The organism is Magnetococcales bacterium (assembly GCA_015231755.1).
Lineage (GTDB): Bacteria > Pseudomonadota > Magnetococcia > Magnetococcales > Magnetaquicoccaceae > Magnetaquiglobus.
In genome coordinates, this window is the sequence record JADGAZ010000005.1 from 35208 (window position 1) to 50449 (window position 15242).

Consider the following 15242-nt stretch of genomic DNA (forward strand, 5'->3'; position numbering starts at 1 on the left):
TGAGAAGGGGTGAGGTGTAATCCGGTGGCCGTTATTGTGGACCGATTCGGTATGCCCGCGCAATCAGGAGAGACATTTGGAGGCGATTTCGTGGCTGTTGCGGGATAGACCCGGCAGGGCGACGATCTCTTCCAAGGCGGCGCGCATGGCCTGACGGCGTCGCGGTTCAAACTGTTTCCAGCGGCTCAAGGTGGAGACCAGTCCCGCGGCGGTCTGGGGATTGTGGGGATCCAGATCCCGGATCACTTCGGCCAAAAACCGGTAGCCCGATCCCGCAGGATCGTGGAAACAGACCAGATTGGCCCGGCAGAAGGTGCCGATCACCGCCCGGATCCGGTTGGGATTGCGGGGGTCGTAGGCCGGATGGGTCATGAGCTGGCGTACCCGTTCCAGGGTCTGCTCCAGGGGGGCCATGGCCTGGATGGCGAACCATTTGTCCATGGCCAACGGATTGGCGTGCCAACGTTGTTCCATCCGGGCCAGGAGTGGTTGGGCTTCGGGTCGTCCGGCGTGGACCAAAGGCAGCAATCCCCCCATCCGATCGGTCATGTTGTCGGCGGATTCGACCTGCTCGACGGCCATGCGGGCCGCCGGATCGTTGTCCGGCAGGGCCATCAGCAGTCCCAGAGCGAAATTTTTCAAGGAGCGTCTGCCGATGGTGGCACCGTCGAGCCGATAGTGGCCGGGAGTCTGGTTTTCGGCGTAGAGTTCCAGCAGGGTGTCGCGACAGGCCATCGCCAAGCCACACCGTATCGCCTCCCGCGCCCGGAAGAGGGCGCCGGGATCGGCATTTTCCATGGCTTCCACCAAAACCCCCAGAGGGGGCAGGGTGATGGCCAGGGTCTTCATGGCCGGATCCAGTTCCGGGGCTTGCAGGGTGGCGGAAAACGCCCGCACGAAGGGATCCGGTACGGCGACGGATTGATCCGGCGGCGTGCGGGCGGCGGTCAGCAGGGTGCGGATGGCCAGAGTCTGTCCGGCGTCCCAACGGTTGAAAGGATCGGTCTCCGCCCCCCAGAGAAAGGCCAGATCCGCCTCCGAAAGGGGGGCGTCAAGCTTGACCGGAGCGGAAAAACCCCGCAACAGCGACGGGATCGGGGGGCGTTCGATCCCGGTGAAACGAAAGGTCTCGACGGCACGGGTCAACTCCAGCACCCGTTCCAGAGGGGCGGCAGCCGGATTTTCCCCTTCCAGGGTGAGGGGCAGGGGAGCGCCGGATTGGGGATCCAGCAGGGCCATGGCCAGCGGAATGGTCAGAGGCGGACCGGATTCGGTCTGGTTGTGGGCGCGGCACTCCTGCTGGATGGTCAATTCCAGAACGCCGGAGTCGGGTCGGTGCTGCTGGTGTACGGTCACCCGGGGGGTGCCGGCCTGGTGATACCAACGCTGAAACAGACTCAGATCCCGACCCGAGGCGCTCTCCATGGCCTGAATGAACGCCTCCACCGTCACGGCCTGACCATCGTGGCGGTGCAGATAGAGGGTGATGCCCCGATGGAAGGCTTCCCGACCGATCAGGGTCATGAGCATGCGTACCACCTCGGCCCCTTTGTTGTAGACCGTGGTGGTGTAAAAGTTGTTGATCTCCATGTAGGCTTCGGGTCGGACCGGATGGGCGGTGGGTCCGGCGTCCTCGGGGAACTGCACCGAACGCAGACGCTGGACCTCCCGGATGCGCTGCACGGGTCGGGAGCCCACATCCGCCGAGAACTCCTGATCCCGGAAGATGGTCAAGCCCTCCTTGAGACTGAGCTGGAACCAGTCGCGACAGGTGACCCGATTGCCGGTCCAGTTGTGGAAATATTCGTGGGCGATGACGCTTTCCACCTCTTCGTAGTTGGCGTCCGTGGCGGTTTCCGGATCGGCGAGGACATACTGGGCGTTGAAGATGTTGAGTCCTTTGTTTTCCATGGCCCCGGCGTTGAAATCGTTGACCGCGACGATCATGTAGAGATCCAGATCGTATTCGCAGCCGAAGCGCTGTTCGTCCCAGGCCATGGATTTTTTCAAGGCGTCCAGGGCGTGTTGACATTGGGCGATGTTTTCCGGCTCCACCCAGATTTGCAGATCCACCGGACGGCCCGAGCGGGTGGTGAACGCTCCGGCGTGACAGGCCAGTTTTCCCGCCACCAGGGCAAAGAGATAGGCGGGCTTGGGATGGGGATCCTCCCACAAGACGAAGTGGCGGTTGTCCGGCAGCTCCCCGGTTTGCAGGCGGTTGCCGTTGGACAACAATACCGGCAGGGACTCCCGGTCCGCCTCCACCCGCACGGTGAAGCGGGCCATCACGTCGGGCCGGTCCGGATAGAAGGTGATCTTGCGGAAGCCTTCCGCCTCGCACTGGGTGCAAAACAGGCCACGGGAGCGGTACAGCCCCTCCAGGGAGAGATTGGCTTCCGGATGGATGCGGGTTTCCGACTCCAGAACAAATGCCTCCGGCACGTTCGGCACGGTCAGGTGTTCCGGGTCGAGGGTGTAGTGGTCCGCTGACAGCGGTTTGCCGTCGAGGCTCAAGGAGAGCAGTTCCAGCTCCCGGCCATCGAGACGCAGCGTCGTGGCGCTCTCCCCCGTGACCAGCGGATTGCGGCGCATGGCCAGACGGGCACGCACCCGGGTTTCGTGGTCGTGGAGGGAGAACTCCAGATGGACCGTCTCCACCAGATGGACCGGCGGGGTGTAATCGGCCAGACGGGTGATCTGTTTCGGTTTATCGCTCATGGGGTGCGTGGCCTTCGAGGATGGCAAGAATAACGAAGATGGCTCAAAGGCCGACAGTTTAGCGCGGGGCCGGGCGATACGCCACGGTTGACCCGTCGGGGCGGGCAGGGAGCTGGGGGATGGCTGAAATGGAGTCCGGAAACGATGGAATGGCCGAATCAGGGGGATTCGCACCATTTTTTGGTTTTGTGTCCCCCGTCATAGGGGGTGGCGAGTCCTTTGTTCAACAGCATCGCCCCCACATCCACCTCGTCGGCCAGGACCGTGGCCACGATGCGGAAATATTTGTCCCGTCCCACGTCTTTCAAGGTGATGTGGCCGGCGCTGGCGAGCAGATGATGGACCTGACGGCTGGCCTCTTGGGCCAACTGTTTCTCCCTGGGACACAGACCCCGGATTTCCGGGGTGTCCACCCCCCGGATGCGTATCGAGATGTTTTCCCCTAACAGGGGTGGCACCCCGGGAATGTTCATGCGCAGGGTGTCGCCGTCGGGATTGCTCAGATAGACCGCTCCGTCGATGTCGCCGTAACTTTTTTTGGCGGCCATGGCGGGGGTGGTTAGGCTGACCAGCAGGACCAGAAGCGGAAAGGCGCGGGGGAGAATGGGGATCATGGCGGATTTAAATTATAAAAGTTTTGGATTGATAAATTTCTTAGTCTATTCTAACATCCAGTAGCGAGAGCGCAATCCTTTTCATCAAGAATATGACGATGGATGCATTATTTTCCGGATCGGATCGATGCGGAAAGGATGAGTTTGGGTGGGGTGCGTGTTGGCGCAAGGCGGGGGGTGGGCAGGAGGGTTGCGCCAGGGTTGGGAGTCGGAGGGGGCCGCTGGATCGGATGGGGCGTTGAGGGGGCTTTTTGAGGTCAAGTGCTATCGGATGTTAGAATGCCTTGTTGTCCGGCTTTGGGTTGGCTAATCTGTCGCATTCCAACGTGTCATTCGCCATGCCTTTTCCGATGGAGACCGCCTCGATGTCACCGCAAACACTGTTTCACAAGATCTGGAATGCCCACGTCATCCGTTCCGAGTCGGACGGCACTTCGTTGTTGTATGTGGATCGTCATCTGGTCCACGAGGTGACCAGTCCCCAGGCTTTCGAGGGGCTCAGGCTCGCCGGACGTCGGGTGTTTCGGCCCGGTCAGACCTTCGCGGTCCCGGATCACAATGTGCCCACCCGGGATCTGGAGTTGGGCATCCGGGATCCCATCTCCCGGTTGCAGGTGGAAACCCTGAATGCCAACTGTGCCGAGTTCGGCGTGCTTGAATTCGGCATCGGTGATCCCCGTCAGGGGGTGGTGCATGTGATGGCCCCGGAACAAGGCATCACCCTGCCGGGCTGCATCGTGGTGTGCGGCGACTCCCATACCGCCACCCATGGGGCTTTCGGCGCGTTGGCCTTCGGCATCGGTACCTCCGAGGTGGAACACGTGCTGGCCACCCAGACCTTGCCGCAAAAAGAGCCCCGCACCATGCGGGTGAGCGTGGAGGGGGAATTGTCGCCGGGAGTTACGGCCAAGGATCTGATTTTGCATATCATCGGCGCCATCGGCACCGCCGGGGGGACCGGGTATGTGATCGAATTCGCCGGATCCGCCATGCGTGCCCTCTCCATGGAAGGTCGCATGACCGTGTGCAACATGGCCATCGAGGCGGGTGCCCGCGCCGGCATGGTGGCGGTGGATGACAAGACTCTGGCCTATTTGCAGGATCGTCCCCTGGCTCCCAAAGGAGAGACCTGGGAGCGGGCGGTCGTGGCGTGGCGGGAGTTGCACTCCGATGCAGGGGCGCGCTTTGATCGGGAGATCACCTTCAACGCTCCCGACATCGCCCCCCAGGTGACCTGGGGCACATCTCCGGAAATGACCCTGCCGATCACCGGTCAGGTGCCGGATCCGGCTGCCGAATCCAATCCGGTGCGGCGCACTTCGGTGGAGCAGTCTCTGGCCTACATGGGATTGCAATCCGGAACCCCGCTGGAGTCCATTCCGGTGGACAAGGTTTTCATCGGTTCGTGTACCAACGGACGCATCGAGGATTTGCGGGCCGCCGCGGCCATGGTGCGGGGACGGCGCAAGGCGGATTCGGTCAAACTGGCCATGGTGGTGCCGGGAACGGGTCTGGTGCGGCGTCAGGCCGAGGAGGAGGGGTTGGACCGGGTTTTCCTGGCCGCCGGTTTCGAGTGGCGCACGCCGGGATGCTCCATGTGTCTGGCCATGAACGACGACGTGTTGCAACCCGGTGAACGCTGCGCCTCCACCTCCAATCGCAACTTCGAGGGACGGCAGGGACCGGGGGGACGTACCCATCTGGTCAGCCCGGCCATGGCGGCGGCTGCGGCCATTGCCGGTCATTTCGTCGATGTACGCGCCGGGCAGTGGGCCAGCGCCTGAAATTTTTCTTCCAACCGACACGGGAGTCGATCCCCCATGGAACCTTTCAACAGCCTGACCGCCCTGGTGGCCCCGCTGGACCGGGCCAATGTGGACACGGACGCCATCATACCCAAGCAGTTTCTGAAATCCATCCGTCGCACGGGATTTGGACCCAACCTGTTCGACGAGTGGCGTTATCTGGATCGGGGAGAGCCGGGCCAGCCTTGTGACCACAGGCCGAAAAATCCCGAATTCGTTCTCAACCAGCCCCGTTTCCAGGATGCCCGGATTTTGTTGGCCCGGGAGAATTTCGGTTGCGGCTCCAGTCGGGAGCACGCCCCCTGGGCGTTGCTGGGGTATGGATTCCGGGTGATCATCGCGCCGAGTTTCGCGGATATTTTTTTCAACAACTGTTTCAAGAACGGCATTCTGCCCGTGGTGCTGCCGGCAGCGGCGGTGGAGAGGCTGTTTGCCGCCGTGGTCGGACAGGAGGGATATACCCTGTCGGTGGATCTGCCCGCCCAGACTGTGACCACTCCGGATGGAGAGGTCCACGCCTTCGCGGTGGATCCTTTCCGAAAGCATTGTCTGGTCAACGGACTGGATGACATCGGCTTGACTTTGGAACACCAAACCGCCATCGAGGCTTTCGAGTCGCAACGACGCCAGTCGGCGCCCTGGGTTTTTTTTGCGTGACCAATGAATGAAGGATGACATCATGAGCAAATCGATTCTGTTGTTGCCCGGTGACGGTATCGGCCAGGAGATCATGGCCGAGGCGGTCAAGGTTTTGGACTGGATGCAGGCCCAGGGTCTGACCTCCTTGCAAAGGAGCGAAGGCCTGATCGGCGGCACGGCTTACGACCAGGTGGGCACCCCGTTGCCCGCCCAGACCGTGACCGCGGCCAAGGCGGCGGACGCGGTGCTGCTGGGGGCGGTGGGGGGGGTGAAATGGGAAGCTCTGGACTATGCGGTCCGGCCCGAGCGGGGGCTGTTGGGCATTCGCAAGGCGTTGGATCTGTATTGCAATCTGCGTCCGGCCCAGGTTTTCCCCCAGTTGGCCAACGCCTCCACCTTGAAGCCCGAAGTGGTGGCGGGCATCGATATCATGGTGGTGCGGGAGTTGTCCTCCGGGATCTATTTCGGGGAGCCCAGAGGGGTGGAGACCCTGCCCGACGGACGGCAGAAGGGATTCAACACCCTGGTCTACTACACCGACGAGATCCAGCGCGTGGCCCGGCGCGCCTATGAGATCGCCGGCAAGCGTCAGGGCCGGCTTTGCTCGGTGGATAAGGCCAATGTGCTGGAATCCACCGAACTGTGGCGCAAGACCGTGATCGCCATGGCGGCGGATTATCCGCAAGTGGCCCTGTCCCACATGTACGTGGACAACGCCGCCATGCAGTTGATCCGCAATCCCCGCCAGTTCGACGTGATTGTGACCACCAATCTGTTTGGCGATATTCTCTCCGACGAGGCCAGCATGTTGACCGGTTCCATCGGCATGCTGCCTTCGGCGTCTCTGGGGGATCGCAGTGCGTTGTACGAACCCATTCACGGCTCGGCTCCGGACATCGCCGGGCAGGGAGTGGCCAATCCGTTGGCCATGATTCTCTCCGTGGCCATGATGTTTCGTTATACCCTCGACCAGCCCGCCCTGGCGGACCGGATCGAGCGGGCGGTCAACCGGGTGCTGGATGCGGGCTTGCGCACCGCCGACATCTGGCAGACCGGCATGAACAAGGTGGGCACCGCGGCCATGGGTGATGCCGTGGTGGCGGCGCTGACCGATTAACGGCCCGTTTCACGGGAATCTTCAAACCTTTTGTACAGGATGTTATCGATCATGGACGTATTCAATGTAGCCATCGCCGGAGCCACCGGCAATGTGGGACGGGAGATTCTCGCGATTCTCGAAGAGCGTCGATTCCCGGTGGGAGAGGTCCATCTGCTGGCCTCGGAACGCAGCGCCGGCAGTGTGGTGGAGTTCAAGGGTCGGGAGTTGGTGGTGAAGAATCTGGCCGACTTCGATTTCACCGGCGTGCATGTGGGACTGTTCTCCCCTGGCGGGTCGGTGTCGGCGGTTTACGCCCCCAAGGCCGCCGCCGCCGGTTGTGTGGTGGTGGACAACACCTCCTATTTCCGTATGGATCCGGATGTGCCCCTGGTGGTGCCTGAGGTCAACCCCCAGGCGATCGCCGACTACAAGAAAAAAGGCATCATCGCCAATCCCAACTGCTCCACCATTCAGATGGTGGTGGCCTTGAAACCGATCCATGACGCGGCGGTCATCAAGCGGGTGGTGGTGTCCACCTATCAGGCGGTTTCCGGGGCGGGCAAGGCGGCCATGGACGAACTCATGGAGCAGACCCGTTCGTTTTATATCCCTGGCCGGGATGTGCCCCCCAAAAAATTCACCAAGCCCATCGCCTTCAATCTCATTCCCCAGATCGACGTTTTCTTGGAAAACGGCTACACCAAGGAAGAGATGAAGATGGTCAATGAGACCCATAAGATTCTCGATCCGGCCATTCGCGTCACCGCCACCACCGTGCGGGTTCCGGTGTTCAATTCCCACTCCGAGGTGGTGACCATCGAAACCGAACGTCCCCTCTCCCCGGAAGAGGCGCGGGCCCTGTTGGCCCAGGCACCGGGTGTGGAGGTGGTGGATGATCCGTCCACCCTCACCTACATGACCCCCCGGGAAGCCGCCGGTCGGGATGCCACCTTCGTCTCCCGCATCCGTCGGGACTTCAGCGTGGACAACGGCTTGCAAATGTGGGTGGTCTCCGACAACCTGCGCAAGGGCGCCGCGCTGAATGCGGTGCAGATCGCCGAGGTGTTGATTCGCGATTACCTGAACATCTGATTTCAGGGGTTGACGGACGATAGCATGATTTTTGCAAGGATATGGGGTCGTCTCCTTCATACGCCGATGCACAGGGGTGGTCATGCCGCGTATCCTTTTCTCCCGCAAGCCGGGGGTCTGTCGTCCGTCAATCCTGTTATCCTTGGTGCTTGCGTTGTGTGTTCCGGTCAGCGCCGAGGCCTTTTCCCTGGGTGATATGCGCATCTCCAGCAGTCTGGGAGAGCCATTCCGGGCTGAAATTCCAGTACTACTGGCGCCGGGAGAGGAGCATGCGGATCTCTCCATGATCTTGGCCGGGTCCGAGGAGTACCGGTTGATGGAATTGGTCCGCTCTCCGGCGATCGCCGGGTTGACGGCCACCCTTTCTCCGGGACAGGATCGCCAGCGGCGTGTGACCATCCGGGGCAAGTCCCCGATTACGGATCCGTTTTTTCATCTTTTGCTGAAAGGCAGCGTGGGTCGGGGATCCCAGATTCGGGCCTATCGGGTCATGCTGGATCCGGCGCCCCGGGAGCGAGGCGCCCCGGTTACTCCGATGGCGGCTCCGAACCTGACGGTCCGCCAGACGGCTGCCACCGGCACCTCAGTCGCCAAATCCACCACTTCAAGCCAGAACAAGAACCGGGAGAAGCCGAAGACCGCTCCCGCCAAAAGCATGACCCCTGGGCCTGACCACGGTGTTGCGGCCCCGACGGCTCCTGTGACTCCGGCTGCGACGCCACCGGTCGCCCCGGCTGTGACGGTTCCCGTGACTCCTGCTGCGCCGCCACCGGTCGTTGTGACGGCTCCCGTGCCTCCTGCCGCGCCGCCATCGGTCGTTCCTGCTCCCCCATCCCCCGTTTCTGCGTCTGCGCCGCCACCGGTGGTCGTTCCGGATCCGGGGAGTGCTGCCGCGCTGGCTGCGGTTGCCAGGAAGCCTGACACGTCCTCTTCCGGGGGTGCCGGGAACGCTGCGGCGGAACCTTCCCGTCCGGCTGTGGACTCCGACGCCGCTGTGGCCACCAGACTGGCCGATACCCTCCAGCAGTTGAAGAGCCAGACCGAGCGGTATGAGGAGCTCAACCAGAAATTCGTCAAGAGCGAAGCCGAGCGGGAGAGGCTCAGATCCCGGTTGAGCGCCATGACCAAACGGGTGGAAACGCTGGAAACCGAAAAGCTGGTCGCTATGCAGGAGGCCATCGATTGGACTTTGGTGGGGGGCGCGGGTGCCACGGGGGTGGCGGTTTTGGTGGGCGGTCTGGTGTGGTGGCGTCGTCGGGAGCGTCCTGAAGGGGATGTCGGTGAGCCGTCCATGGACAAAACCGCTGAATCCGCATCTGTACCGGATGGGACGGATCCGGTTTCTACGGAGAGCAAATCCGCAGAGGGCTTCACGTCGGAGCCGAAATGGGGGACGACTGCGGTTGGTTCGTCCGTGGTTCCCGTGGTTGCCACCGGGGTGGTTGTGCCGCTGTTGGCCATGGCCGCCGGGTTGACGCGCAAAAATGACGGGGAGAACGACAGTGAGGAGGATGATCTGGAACCGGTGGGCCTGATGCCCATGGAAACCGGGCAGACTCAGGACTCCAGGGGGGTGCTTTTCTTGCCGGATCTGGACGATGACGGCGAAACGTCGGTGGAGTTGATTTCGTCAGGGGCCGACGACCCGCAGGTGGCGGATGTGCCTTCTTTGCATCTGCCGGAGATCATTCCGTTTTCCATGGATCAGGCACTGACGGGCGGTATGGGGGGGATGGTTTCTTCCGTGGGGGGGGAGGGCGGGTTCGAGGAGGATCCGCTGGATGTGATCGAGTTCGAGCGGGAGCGGATTGTTGCCGATGTGGCGGCGGAACAGTCGTCAGGGGATGAAAAAGCGGACAAAAGGGAGTGGCCGACTTTGGCCCAGGAAGACGATGACGCAATGGTGTTGGAGATTTCCGAGGAGTTTTCCGGCCATGACGATGCCAGGAGTTGATTTGAAAACGGGCTGGTTGCGACGGGTCGGCTGGGGCGTGTTGATTCTCGGGTTGATGGTCAACGAGGCTTCCGCCCTCACCATGACCGGACCGTTGCAGGTGCAAAGTGCCTTGAACGCCCCTTTTTCCGCCGAAATTGCCTTTGCTCTGGATCCGGGAGAGGAGATGCCGCGTATCGAGGTGCTGGTGGGATCCCGCTCCGATTTTGTCGGAGGGGGCGAGGCCCGTACCCGCCTGAGCGCCCGTCTGGTCGAAAACTCGCCCAGCCCGGAGCGTCCCGGACGCAGCGGACGGATTCTGATCTCCGGCAGTCGGCCTGAGAATGAAGCGTTCTTCACGCTGCTGCTGCGTGTCACCCAGTCGGATATCTCCTTTGTGCGCAACTATCCGGTGGTGCTGGATGCCTTTCCCACCACGGGCACCGCGCCGGTCTTTCCGGTGAAAACCGGGATGGATCGGGTTGAGTCTCCGGTGGTGCGTGTGGAGGGTTCCGGTTCGTTGGCGGGCGGGCGGGGATGGCTGACGGGTTTGCCGGGATGGGCCGCCGGTTGGCCGGCTTGGGTATCGGGTGTGCGGGGATGGGTGGCGGGATTGTCCCGGGAGGTGCTGGCCGGGGTGTCGGGTGGCGCGGCGTTGTTGGTGTTGCTGGGGATCCGTCGGGTGTTTCGCCGTCGGGAGGAAGCGGATGAGTTCTTGATGCCGGAAGCCTTGCCCCACGCCGGGGGAATCCTGGATGCCCGGCGTGAGCCGGTGGCCGTGGCCGATGAGCCGGAACCCGCACCGGAACCAGTTCTTAAAGCGGTACCCGCACCGGAACCGGCACCAGTTCTTAAAGCGGCACCCGCACCCGCACCGGAACCCGCACCAGTTCCCAAAGCGGCACCCGCACCGGAACCCGCACCGGTTCCGGAGGAGCGTTGGAGCGATGATCCGGCGTTGGCCGCGTTTGTGGTGGTGGAGGAGCCGCGGCCAGGGCATGGAACGGGTTTCGCTCCGGATCCTCTGGGGGAGTTGCCGGCGCCGCCGCCGGAAATTTCGGAGGAGGCAGGGAGTCTTTCTGCGGCGGAGCAAAAACCGGGAGGAATCCCTCTGGCAGAGACCACCGGTGTGGATCTGCTGAGGGAGTCCGGTTTGGCGTCCGCTGCGGCAGTCGGGCTTGACGCGGAGTTGGATGCCTTTGCCGATTTCGCCAGCGCCGAGAAGGAGACCGACTGGGGTCCGGAGCGTGGCGTTTCTCCTGTCGGGCCGGATGAGACGGAGGCGTACATGGATTTGGATGTCAAGGATTTCTGGTCCTTGACACCCGAAGAGGAGGCAGCCTCCAGGCCGGAGGCAACCCACACCTTGAAAACCCATGAGAAGGAAGGAATCGAGATGCTCTCTTTTGAATTCCTGCCCACGGACGTCCCTTCAGCCCCCCATGTGGTGGCGCCGATGCCGCCGGATCCGGTGGTCGTCGGGGGGGCGGTTCAATCCTGGGAGTTTGTGCCTTTTGACGCGGAGGAGACGCCGGCCGGTGGGGGGCGTCGGGTGGGGCGGTGAGACGCGGCAGAGATCCCCGTTTGACCGTATTGGCCTTCGGGTTGTTGTTGTCGGTCATGATGTCCGCGCCGCTGTTTTCGTTGGTCTGGTGGCTGGGGTGTGGGTTGGTGGGTTTGGCCGCATGGGCCGCGTCCCTTTCCTGGAGATTCCTGGGGCGCGGCCTTTTTCATTTGCGCTGGCTGCTGCTGGCGCTGCTGCTGGTGCATGGCTGGATGACCCCTGGGGAGTTCCTGTGGGCATCATGGCCGTTTGTGACACGGGAAGGGCTGATGGCGGGTGTGCATCAGGCGCTGCGTCTGATGATCCTGGCCCTGTTGGCCTGGAGCGTGGGACGTGTCACCACCCCCATGGAGCTGGTGCGGGGAGTGGGATTTTATCTGGGGTGGCTGGAGCGGTTCGGGGTGCCTGTGGCGCGGGGGTTGTCGATTTTGGGATTTTGTCTGTCGGGTCTGGGGCGTTTCCGGGAGCAGGCCCAGTGGGTGCGGATGGGCCTGACGGCGCGACTCGGGGCGGCGATGGGGCGGGGGGAACGGCTGGAACGCTTGGCTTTTGCCGGGAGCGCCTTGCTGTCGGGTTTGTTGTGGGATTTGCGGCGGCGTGAAGAGGGGTTGCGTGCGCGTGGCTTTGTGGAGGGACTGCCGCCGGTGGCGCACGCAGTGGGATCGGGTCGCTGGACAGATTGGCTGGTGCCTCTCGGGCCAGGGCTGTTGTGGCTTTATGGATGGTTGAGTTGAGGCCGGTTCATGTCATGGTGAACAGTTGGGAGAAATTGGCCACATCCAGAATCTTGCGGACCTGATCGTTGCAATGGAGCAGTTGCACGCTGTTTTTGTCGCCTCCGGCCCCTTCTTCCTTGAGCAGCAGCAGCATGCCCAATGCGGAACTGTCCATATAGGTGACCCGGCGGAAATCAAGAATATAGCGGGTTCCGGGTGGTCGGTTGTGATAGGTGTTCCGGAAGGCCCGGTGGTCACTGAAAACGAATTTGTCATCCAGGGTGATGGTGACAACCCCGGACTCTTCATGGGTGGTGATGGACATGGGGAACCTTTTGCATCCAGACAAAGGCCAGGGGGAGGGCGGCAACGCCTCCCCCTGGCGGTGAAGAAACGAAAATCAGGCCGCTTTTTCCGCGGGGGCCTTGGCGGAGCTTCCGACCTTGCCCGCATCCTGAAGCAGGGAAAGCTCGGCGGCCGAGAAGACCTTGTCGGTATCCAGCAGAATGACGAAGTGGTTGCCCTGCTTGCCCATGCCGCGGATGAAATCCGTGCGCAGTCCGGTACCGATCTTGGGCGCAGGCTCGATCTGATTGGGATCGAGTTCCACCACTTCCTTGACCGAGTCGGCCATGGCACCGATGACCGTAGTGCCTTCTTCCTGGATCACATCGATGATGATGATGCAGGTATTGACGGTCTTTTCACTTTTGGACATGCCGAACTTCAGGCGCAGGTCCACCACCGGCACCACACTGCCCCGCAGATTGATCACCCCGCACATGAAATCGGGAGTCCTGGGGATCTTGGTCACGGCAGAGAACTCCAACACCTCCTTGATTTTGGAGATGTCGATGGCGAACACCTCCCGATCCAGGTGAAAGGTCAAAAATTGGGTCACTTCGGTCAGTCCAGGAACGCTCATGGTCTGGGCTCCTTGAGGAGTTAGAAGGTCTCGAATTCATCATCCGAGGCATGACCACCCATGTTCAGATCCACGCCGCCGGATTTATGTCCGGACGGAGCGGGCAGGGCTTTGGTGGCGTGCTTTTGGAGATGGGGTTGGGGTTTGGCACCGCCGCCGCCGATCTTGGGTCTGGAGGCGGGCTTGCTCCGGGTCACATGGGGCGTCTGGTTGCCGATTTTGAAGAAGGAGATGGATTGGCTCATGATGTCGGCCTGGGCGCTCAACTCTTCGGCGGTGGCGGCCATCTCTTCGGAGGATCCGGCGTTCTGTTGGATCACCTGATCGAGCTGCTGAATCGCCTGATTGATCTGCGTGGCCCCCTGGTTTTGCTCCTGGCTGGCCGCGGCGATTTCCTGGATCAGTTCGGCGGTCTTTTGGATGTCCGGAACCAGTTTGTTGATGATGCCTCCGGCCCGTTCGGCCACGCCTACGCTGGATGCGGACAGATGGCTGATTTCGCCTGCGGCGGTCTGGCTGCGTTCCGCCAGTTTGCGCACTTCGGCGGCCACCACGGCGAAGCCTTTGCCGTGTTCACCGGCGCGGGCGGCTTCGATGGCGGCGTTCAAGGCCAACAGATTGGTTTGACGGGCGATCTCTTCGATGATGCCGATCTTGGAGGCGATTTCCTTCATGGCGGTGACCGCTTCTTCCACGGCGACTCCACCTTCGGCGGCATCCTTGGAGGCTTTCTGGGAGATGTTCTGGGTGGTGTTGGCGTTGTCGGTGTTCTGCTGGATGTTGGAAGACATCTCTTCCATGGCCGAGGATGTCTCTTCGATGGAGGCGGCCTGTTCGGTGGCCCCCTGGGAGAGATTCTGCGCGGCGTTGGAGATTTCGTTGCTGCCCGCCGACACCTGGGCGGCGGCGACCGACACTTCGCCGATCACTTCTCGCAGCTTGGTAGCCATGTCCTTGAGGGCGTTGGCCAGTTGACCCACTTCGTCTTTCTGGTCCAGATCGATGGTGGCGGTGAGATCACCCCCGGCAATGCTCCGGGCGAAGACCACACCCTGGGTCAGTGCGCTGACGATCAGGCGGGTGAGCAGATAGGCGATCACCAGTCCGATCAGCACGGCGCCGACGCTGGCCGAGATGATCAGGGAGCTGGAAGAGGTGATCTGGGCCGCTGCCTTTTTGTTTTGTCCCTCAACGATGGCGTCCACTTTTTCTTCGGCTTTGGTGCGTGCCGCGATCAACTCCTGTTCGGACTTGTTTTGCGACTGGATGGCTTCATTCATGATGACCATCTCTTTTTGATACTGCTCAAGGCCCGCGATGATTCTCTTGCCCTGATCGATGTTGCTTTGTGCCTTGAAAGTAACCAACAGTTCCTGAGCGTTTTTCAGGGCTGAGGAGGAGCCATCCAGGTTGCGTTTGACCTGTTTTTCATCCTTGCCGTTGCTGATGAAGATCTCTTTTTCTCCGATGCGGGCATCCTTGAAATCAATCAACATTTGTGCAGCTTTTGCGGCCTTGGTCGCCCGGTCTTCGATTTTGGCGGTGTGCTCGATTTGGGCCGCTTTGTCCGCCGCATTTACGTTGGCTTGCTGGGCGATCAGTTCGTGGAGTTTTTTTGCCTGATCTTCCTGCATGGAGGTCACTTCCACACGCACGACATTGTCTGCGATATCACGGATGCGGGTCAGGCTTTCGTTGCGTTTTTTTTCCATGGCCACATATTGGGTAAAGGCCTTGTTGTAACCTTCGGCCAGACCCAACACATCGTCCATTTCCCGTTTGTCGTTGGGATCCTGGAATTTTTGATCCCGGTCGATGAGTGCCTGTTTCTTGAGGTTTTCCAGTGCCTTATTGTTTTCTTCTGCATGCTTGAAATCTTTGCGGATGATGAAGTTCTTTTCCGCGATGCCGGCTTTGTTGATTGAGTCAATCAGGGAGGCCATGTCATGGCTTTTGTCGATGCGATCCGCCAGTCCATTCAAGCCGCTGTAGCCGCTGAAGGCCACGAGGGCGGTCAGAAGCAACACGAGACCAAAGCCGAGTCCGAGTTTGAGTCCCAATTTCAGATCTTTCATGCCCCTTCTTCCTCCAGTTTCAGACGGTTGCAGGTTTCTTTCAAGAGTGATGTGCTGTTGTG

The 15242-nt window shown here is 61.5% G+C and carries 12 protein-coding genes; 7 read left to right on the forward strand and 5 right to left on the reverse strand.

Translation table 11 applies throughout. From position 1 onward, the window contains the following. Positions 1 to 63: 63 nt before the first annotated feature. Together pepN and HQL98_04625 are read right to left on the reverse strand one after the other, a co-directional pair. The gene (pepN, locus tag HQL98_04620; GenBank protein ID MBF0271352.1) at positions 64 to 2718 is read right to left on the reverse strand and encodes an aminopeptidase N; all 2655 of its coding nucleotides are present in this window, start codon (positions 2716 to 2718) and stop codon (positions 64 to 66) included. Positions 2719 to 2876: 158 nt separating this feature from the next. Next, positions 2877 to 3332, reverse strand: a complete 456-nt coding sequence (locus tag HQL98_04625; GenBank protein MBF0271353.1) for a thermonuclease family protein — start codon at positions 3330 to 3332, stop codon at positions 2877 to 2879. A 365-nt stretch (positions 3333 to 3697) separates the two neighbouring features. Here HQL98_04625 and leuC point away from each other — a divergent pair, with 365 nt between their 5' ends. From leuC to HQL98_04660, 7 genes are all read left to right on the forward strand, one after another. Next, entirely contained in the window at positions 3698 to 5116 is a 1419-nt protein-coding gene (leuC, locus tag HQL98_04630) for a 3-isopropylmalate dehydratase large subunit (protein ID MBF0271354.1), read from the forward strand. Between the two features lie 36 nt (positions 5117 to 5152). Further along, on the forward strand, positions 5153 to 5794 hold the full coding sequence (gene leuD, locus HQL98_04635; protein ID MBF0271355.1) for a 3-isopropylmalate dehydratase small subunit: 642 nt from the start codon (positions 5153 to 5155) through the stop codon (positions 5792 to 5794). A 22-nt stretch (positions 5795 to 5816) separates the two neighbouring features. Beyond that, positions 5817 to 6893, forward strand: coding sequence for a 3-isopropylmalate dehydrogenase (gene leuB, locus HQL98_04640; GenBank protein MBF0271356.1), 1077 nt, complete (start codon positions 5817 to 5819; stop codon positions 6891 to 6893). A 51-nt stretch (positions 6894 to 6944) separates the two neighbouring features. Beyond that, positions 6945 to 7967 (forward strand): aspartate-semialdehyde dehydrogenase, encoded by a 1023-nt coding sequence (locus HQL98_04645; protein ID MBF0271357.1) that lies wholly within the window; start codon positions 6945 to 6947, stop codon positions 7965 to 7967. A gap of 82 nt (positions 7968 to 8049) precedes the next feature. Beyond that, complete coding sequence (locus HQL98_04650; GenBank protein MBF0271358.1) at positions 8050 to 9921, forward strand: hypothetical protein; 1872 nt, start codon at positions 8050 to 8052, stop codon at positions 9919 to 9921. A gap of 1 nt (position 9922) precedes the next feature. Further along, positions 9923 to 11464 (forward strand): hypothetical protein, encoded by a 1542-nt coding sequence (locus tag HQL98_04655; GenBank protein MBF0271359.1) that lies wholly within the window; start codon positions 9923 to 9925, stop codon positions 11462 to 11464. Further along, positions 11461 to 12198: a hypothetical protein gene (locus tag HQL98_04660; GenBank protein MBF0271360.1), complete on the forward strand. Its 738-nt coding sequence runs from the start codon at positions 11461 to 11463 to the stop codon at positions 12196 to 12198. Before HQL98_04655 ends, HQL98_04660 begins: the two co-directional genes overlap by 4 nt. 7 nt (positions 12199 to 12205) lie before the next feature. Here HQL98_04660 and HQL98_04665 read toward each other — a convergent pair whose 3' ends face one another. From HQL98_04665 to HQL98_04675, 3 genes are all read right to left on the reverse strand, one after another. Then, positions 12206 to 12505 (reverse strand): STAS domain-containing protein, encoded by a 300-nt coding sequence (locus HQL98_04665; GenBank protein MBF0271361.1) that lies wholly within the window; start codon positions 12503 to 12505, stop codon positions 12206 to 12208. 75 nt (positions 12506 to 12580) lie between these two features. Beyond that, positions 12581 to 13105 carry a chemotaxis protein CheW gene (locus tag HQL98_04670; protein ID MBF0271362.1) on the reverse strand — a complete coding sequence of 175 codons (525 nt, stop codon included), beginning with the start codon at positions 13103 to 13105 and terminating at the stop codon, positions 12581 to 12583. Between the two features lie 20 nt (positions 13106 to 13125). Then, positions 13126 to 15180 carry a HAMP domain-containing protein gene (locus tag HQL98_04675; GenBank protein MBF0271363.1) on the reverse strand — a complete coding sequence of 685 codons (2055 nt, stop codon included), beginning with the start codon at positions 15178 to 15180 and terminating at the stop codon, positions 13126 to 13128. Positions 15181 to 15242 lie beyond the last annotated feature (62 nt).

What these genes read in the sequence shown, in the direction of transcription:
- HQL98_04675 (MBF0271363.1), bottom strand. Translation starts at nt 15,180, where the DNA reads ATGAAAGATCTGAAATTGGGACTCAAACTCGGACTCGGCTTTGGTCTC.
- HQL98_04625 (MBF0271353.1), bottom strand. Translation starts at nt 3,332, where the DNA reads ATGATCCCCATTCTCCCCCGCGCCTTTCCGCTTCTGGTCCTGCTGGTC.
- HQL98_04645 (MBF0271357.1), top strand. Translation starts at nt 6,945, where the DNA reads ATGGACGTATTCAATGTAGCCATCGCCGGAGCCACCGGCAATGTGGGA.
- leuD (MBF0271355.1), top strand. Translation starts at nt 5,153, where the DNA reads ATGGAACCTTTCAACAGCCTGACCGCCCTGGTGGCCCCGCTGGACCGG.
- HQL98_04670 (MBF0271362.1), bottom strand. Translation starts at nt 13,105, where the DNA reads ATGAGCGTTCCTGGACTGACCGAAGTGACCCAATTTTTGACCTTTCAC.
- leuB (MBF0271356.1), top strand. Translation starts at nt 5,817, where the DNA reads ATGAGCAAATCGATTCTGTTGTTGCCCGGTGACGGTATCGGCCAGGAG.
- pepN (MBF0271352.1), bottom strand. Translation starts at nt 2,718, where the DNA reads ATGAGCGATAAACCGAAACAGATCACCCGTCTGGCCGATTACACCCCG.
- HQL98_04650 (MBF0271358.1), top strand. Translation starts at nt 8,050, where the DNA reads ATGCCGCGTATCCTTTTCTCCCGCAAGCCGGGGGTCTGTCGTCCGTCA.
- HQL98_04665 (MBF0271361.1), bottom strand. Translation starts at nt 12,505, where the DNA reads ATGTCCATCACCACCCATGAAGAGTCCGGGGTTGTCACCATCACCCTG.
- leuC (MBF0271354.1), top strand. Translation starts at nt 3,698, where the DNA reads ATGTCACCGCAAACACTGTTTCACAAGATCTGGAATGCCCACGTCATC.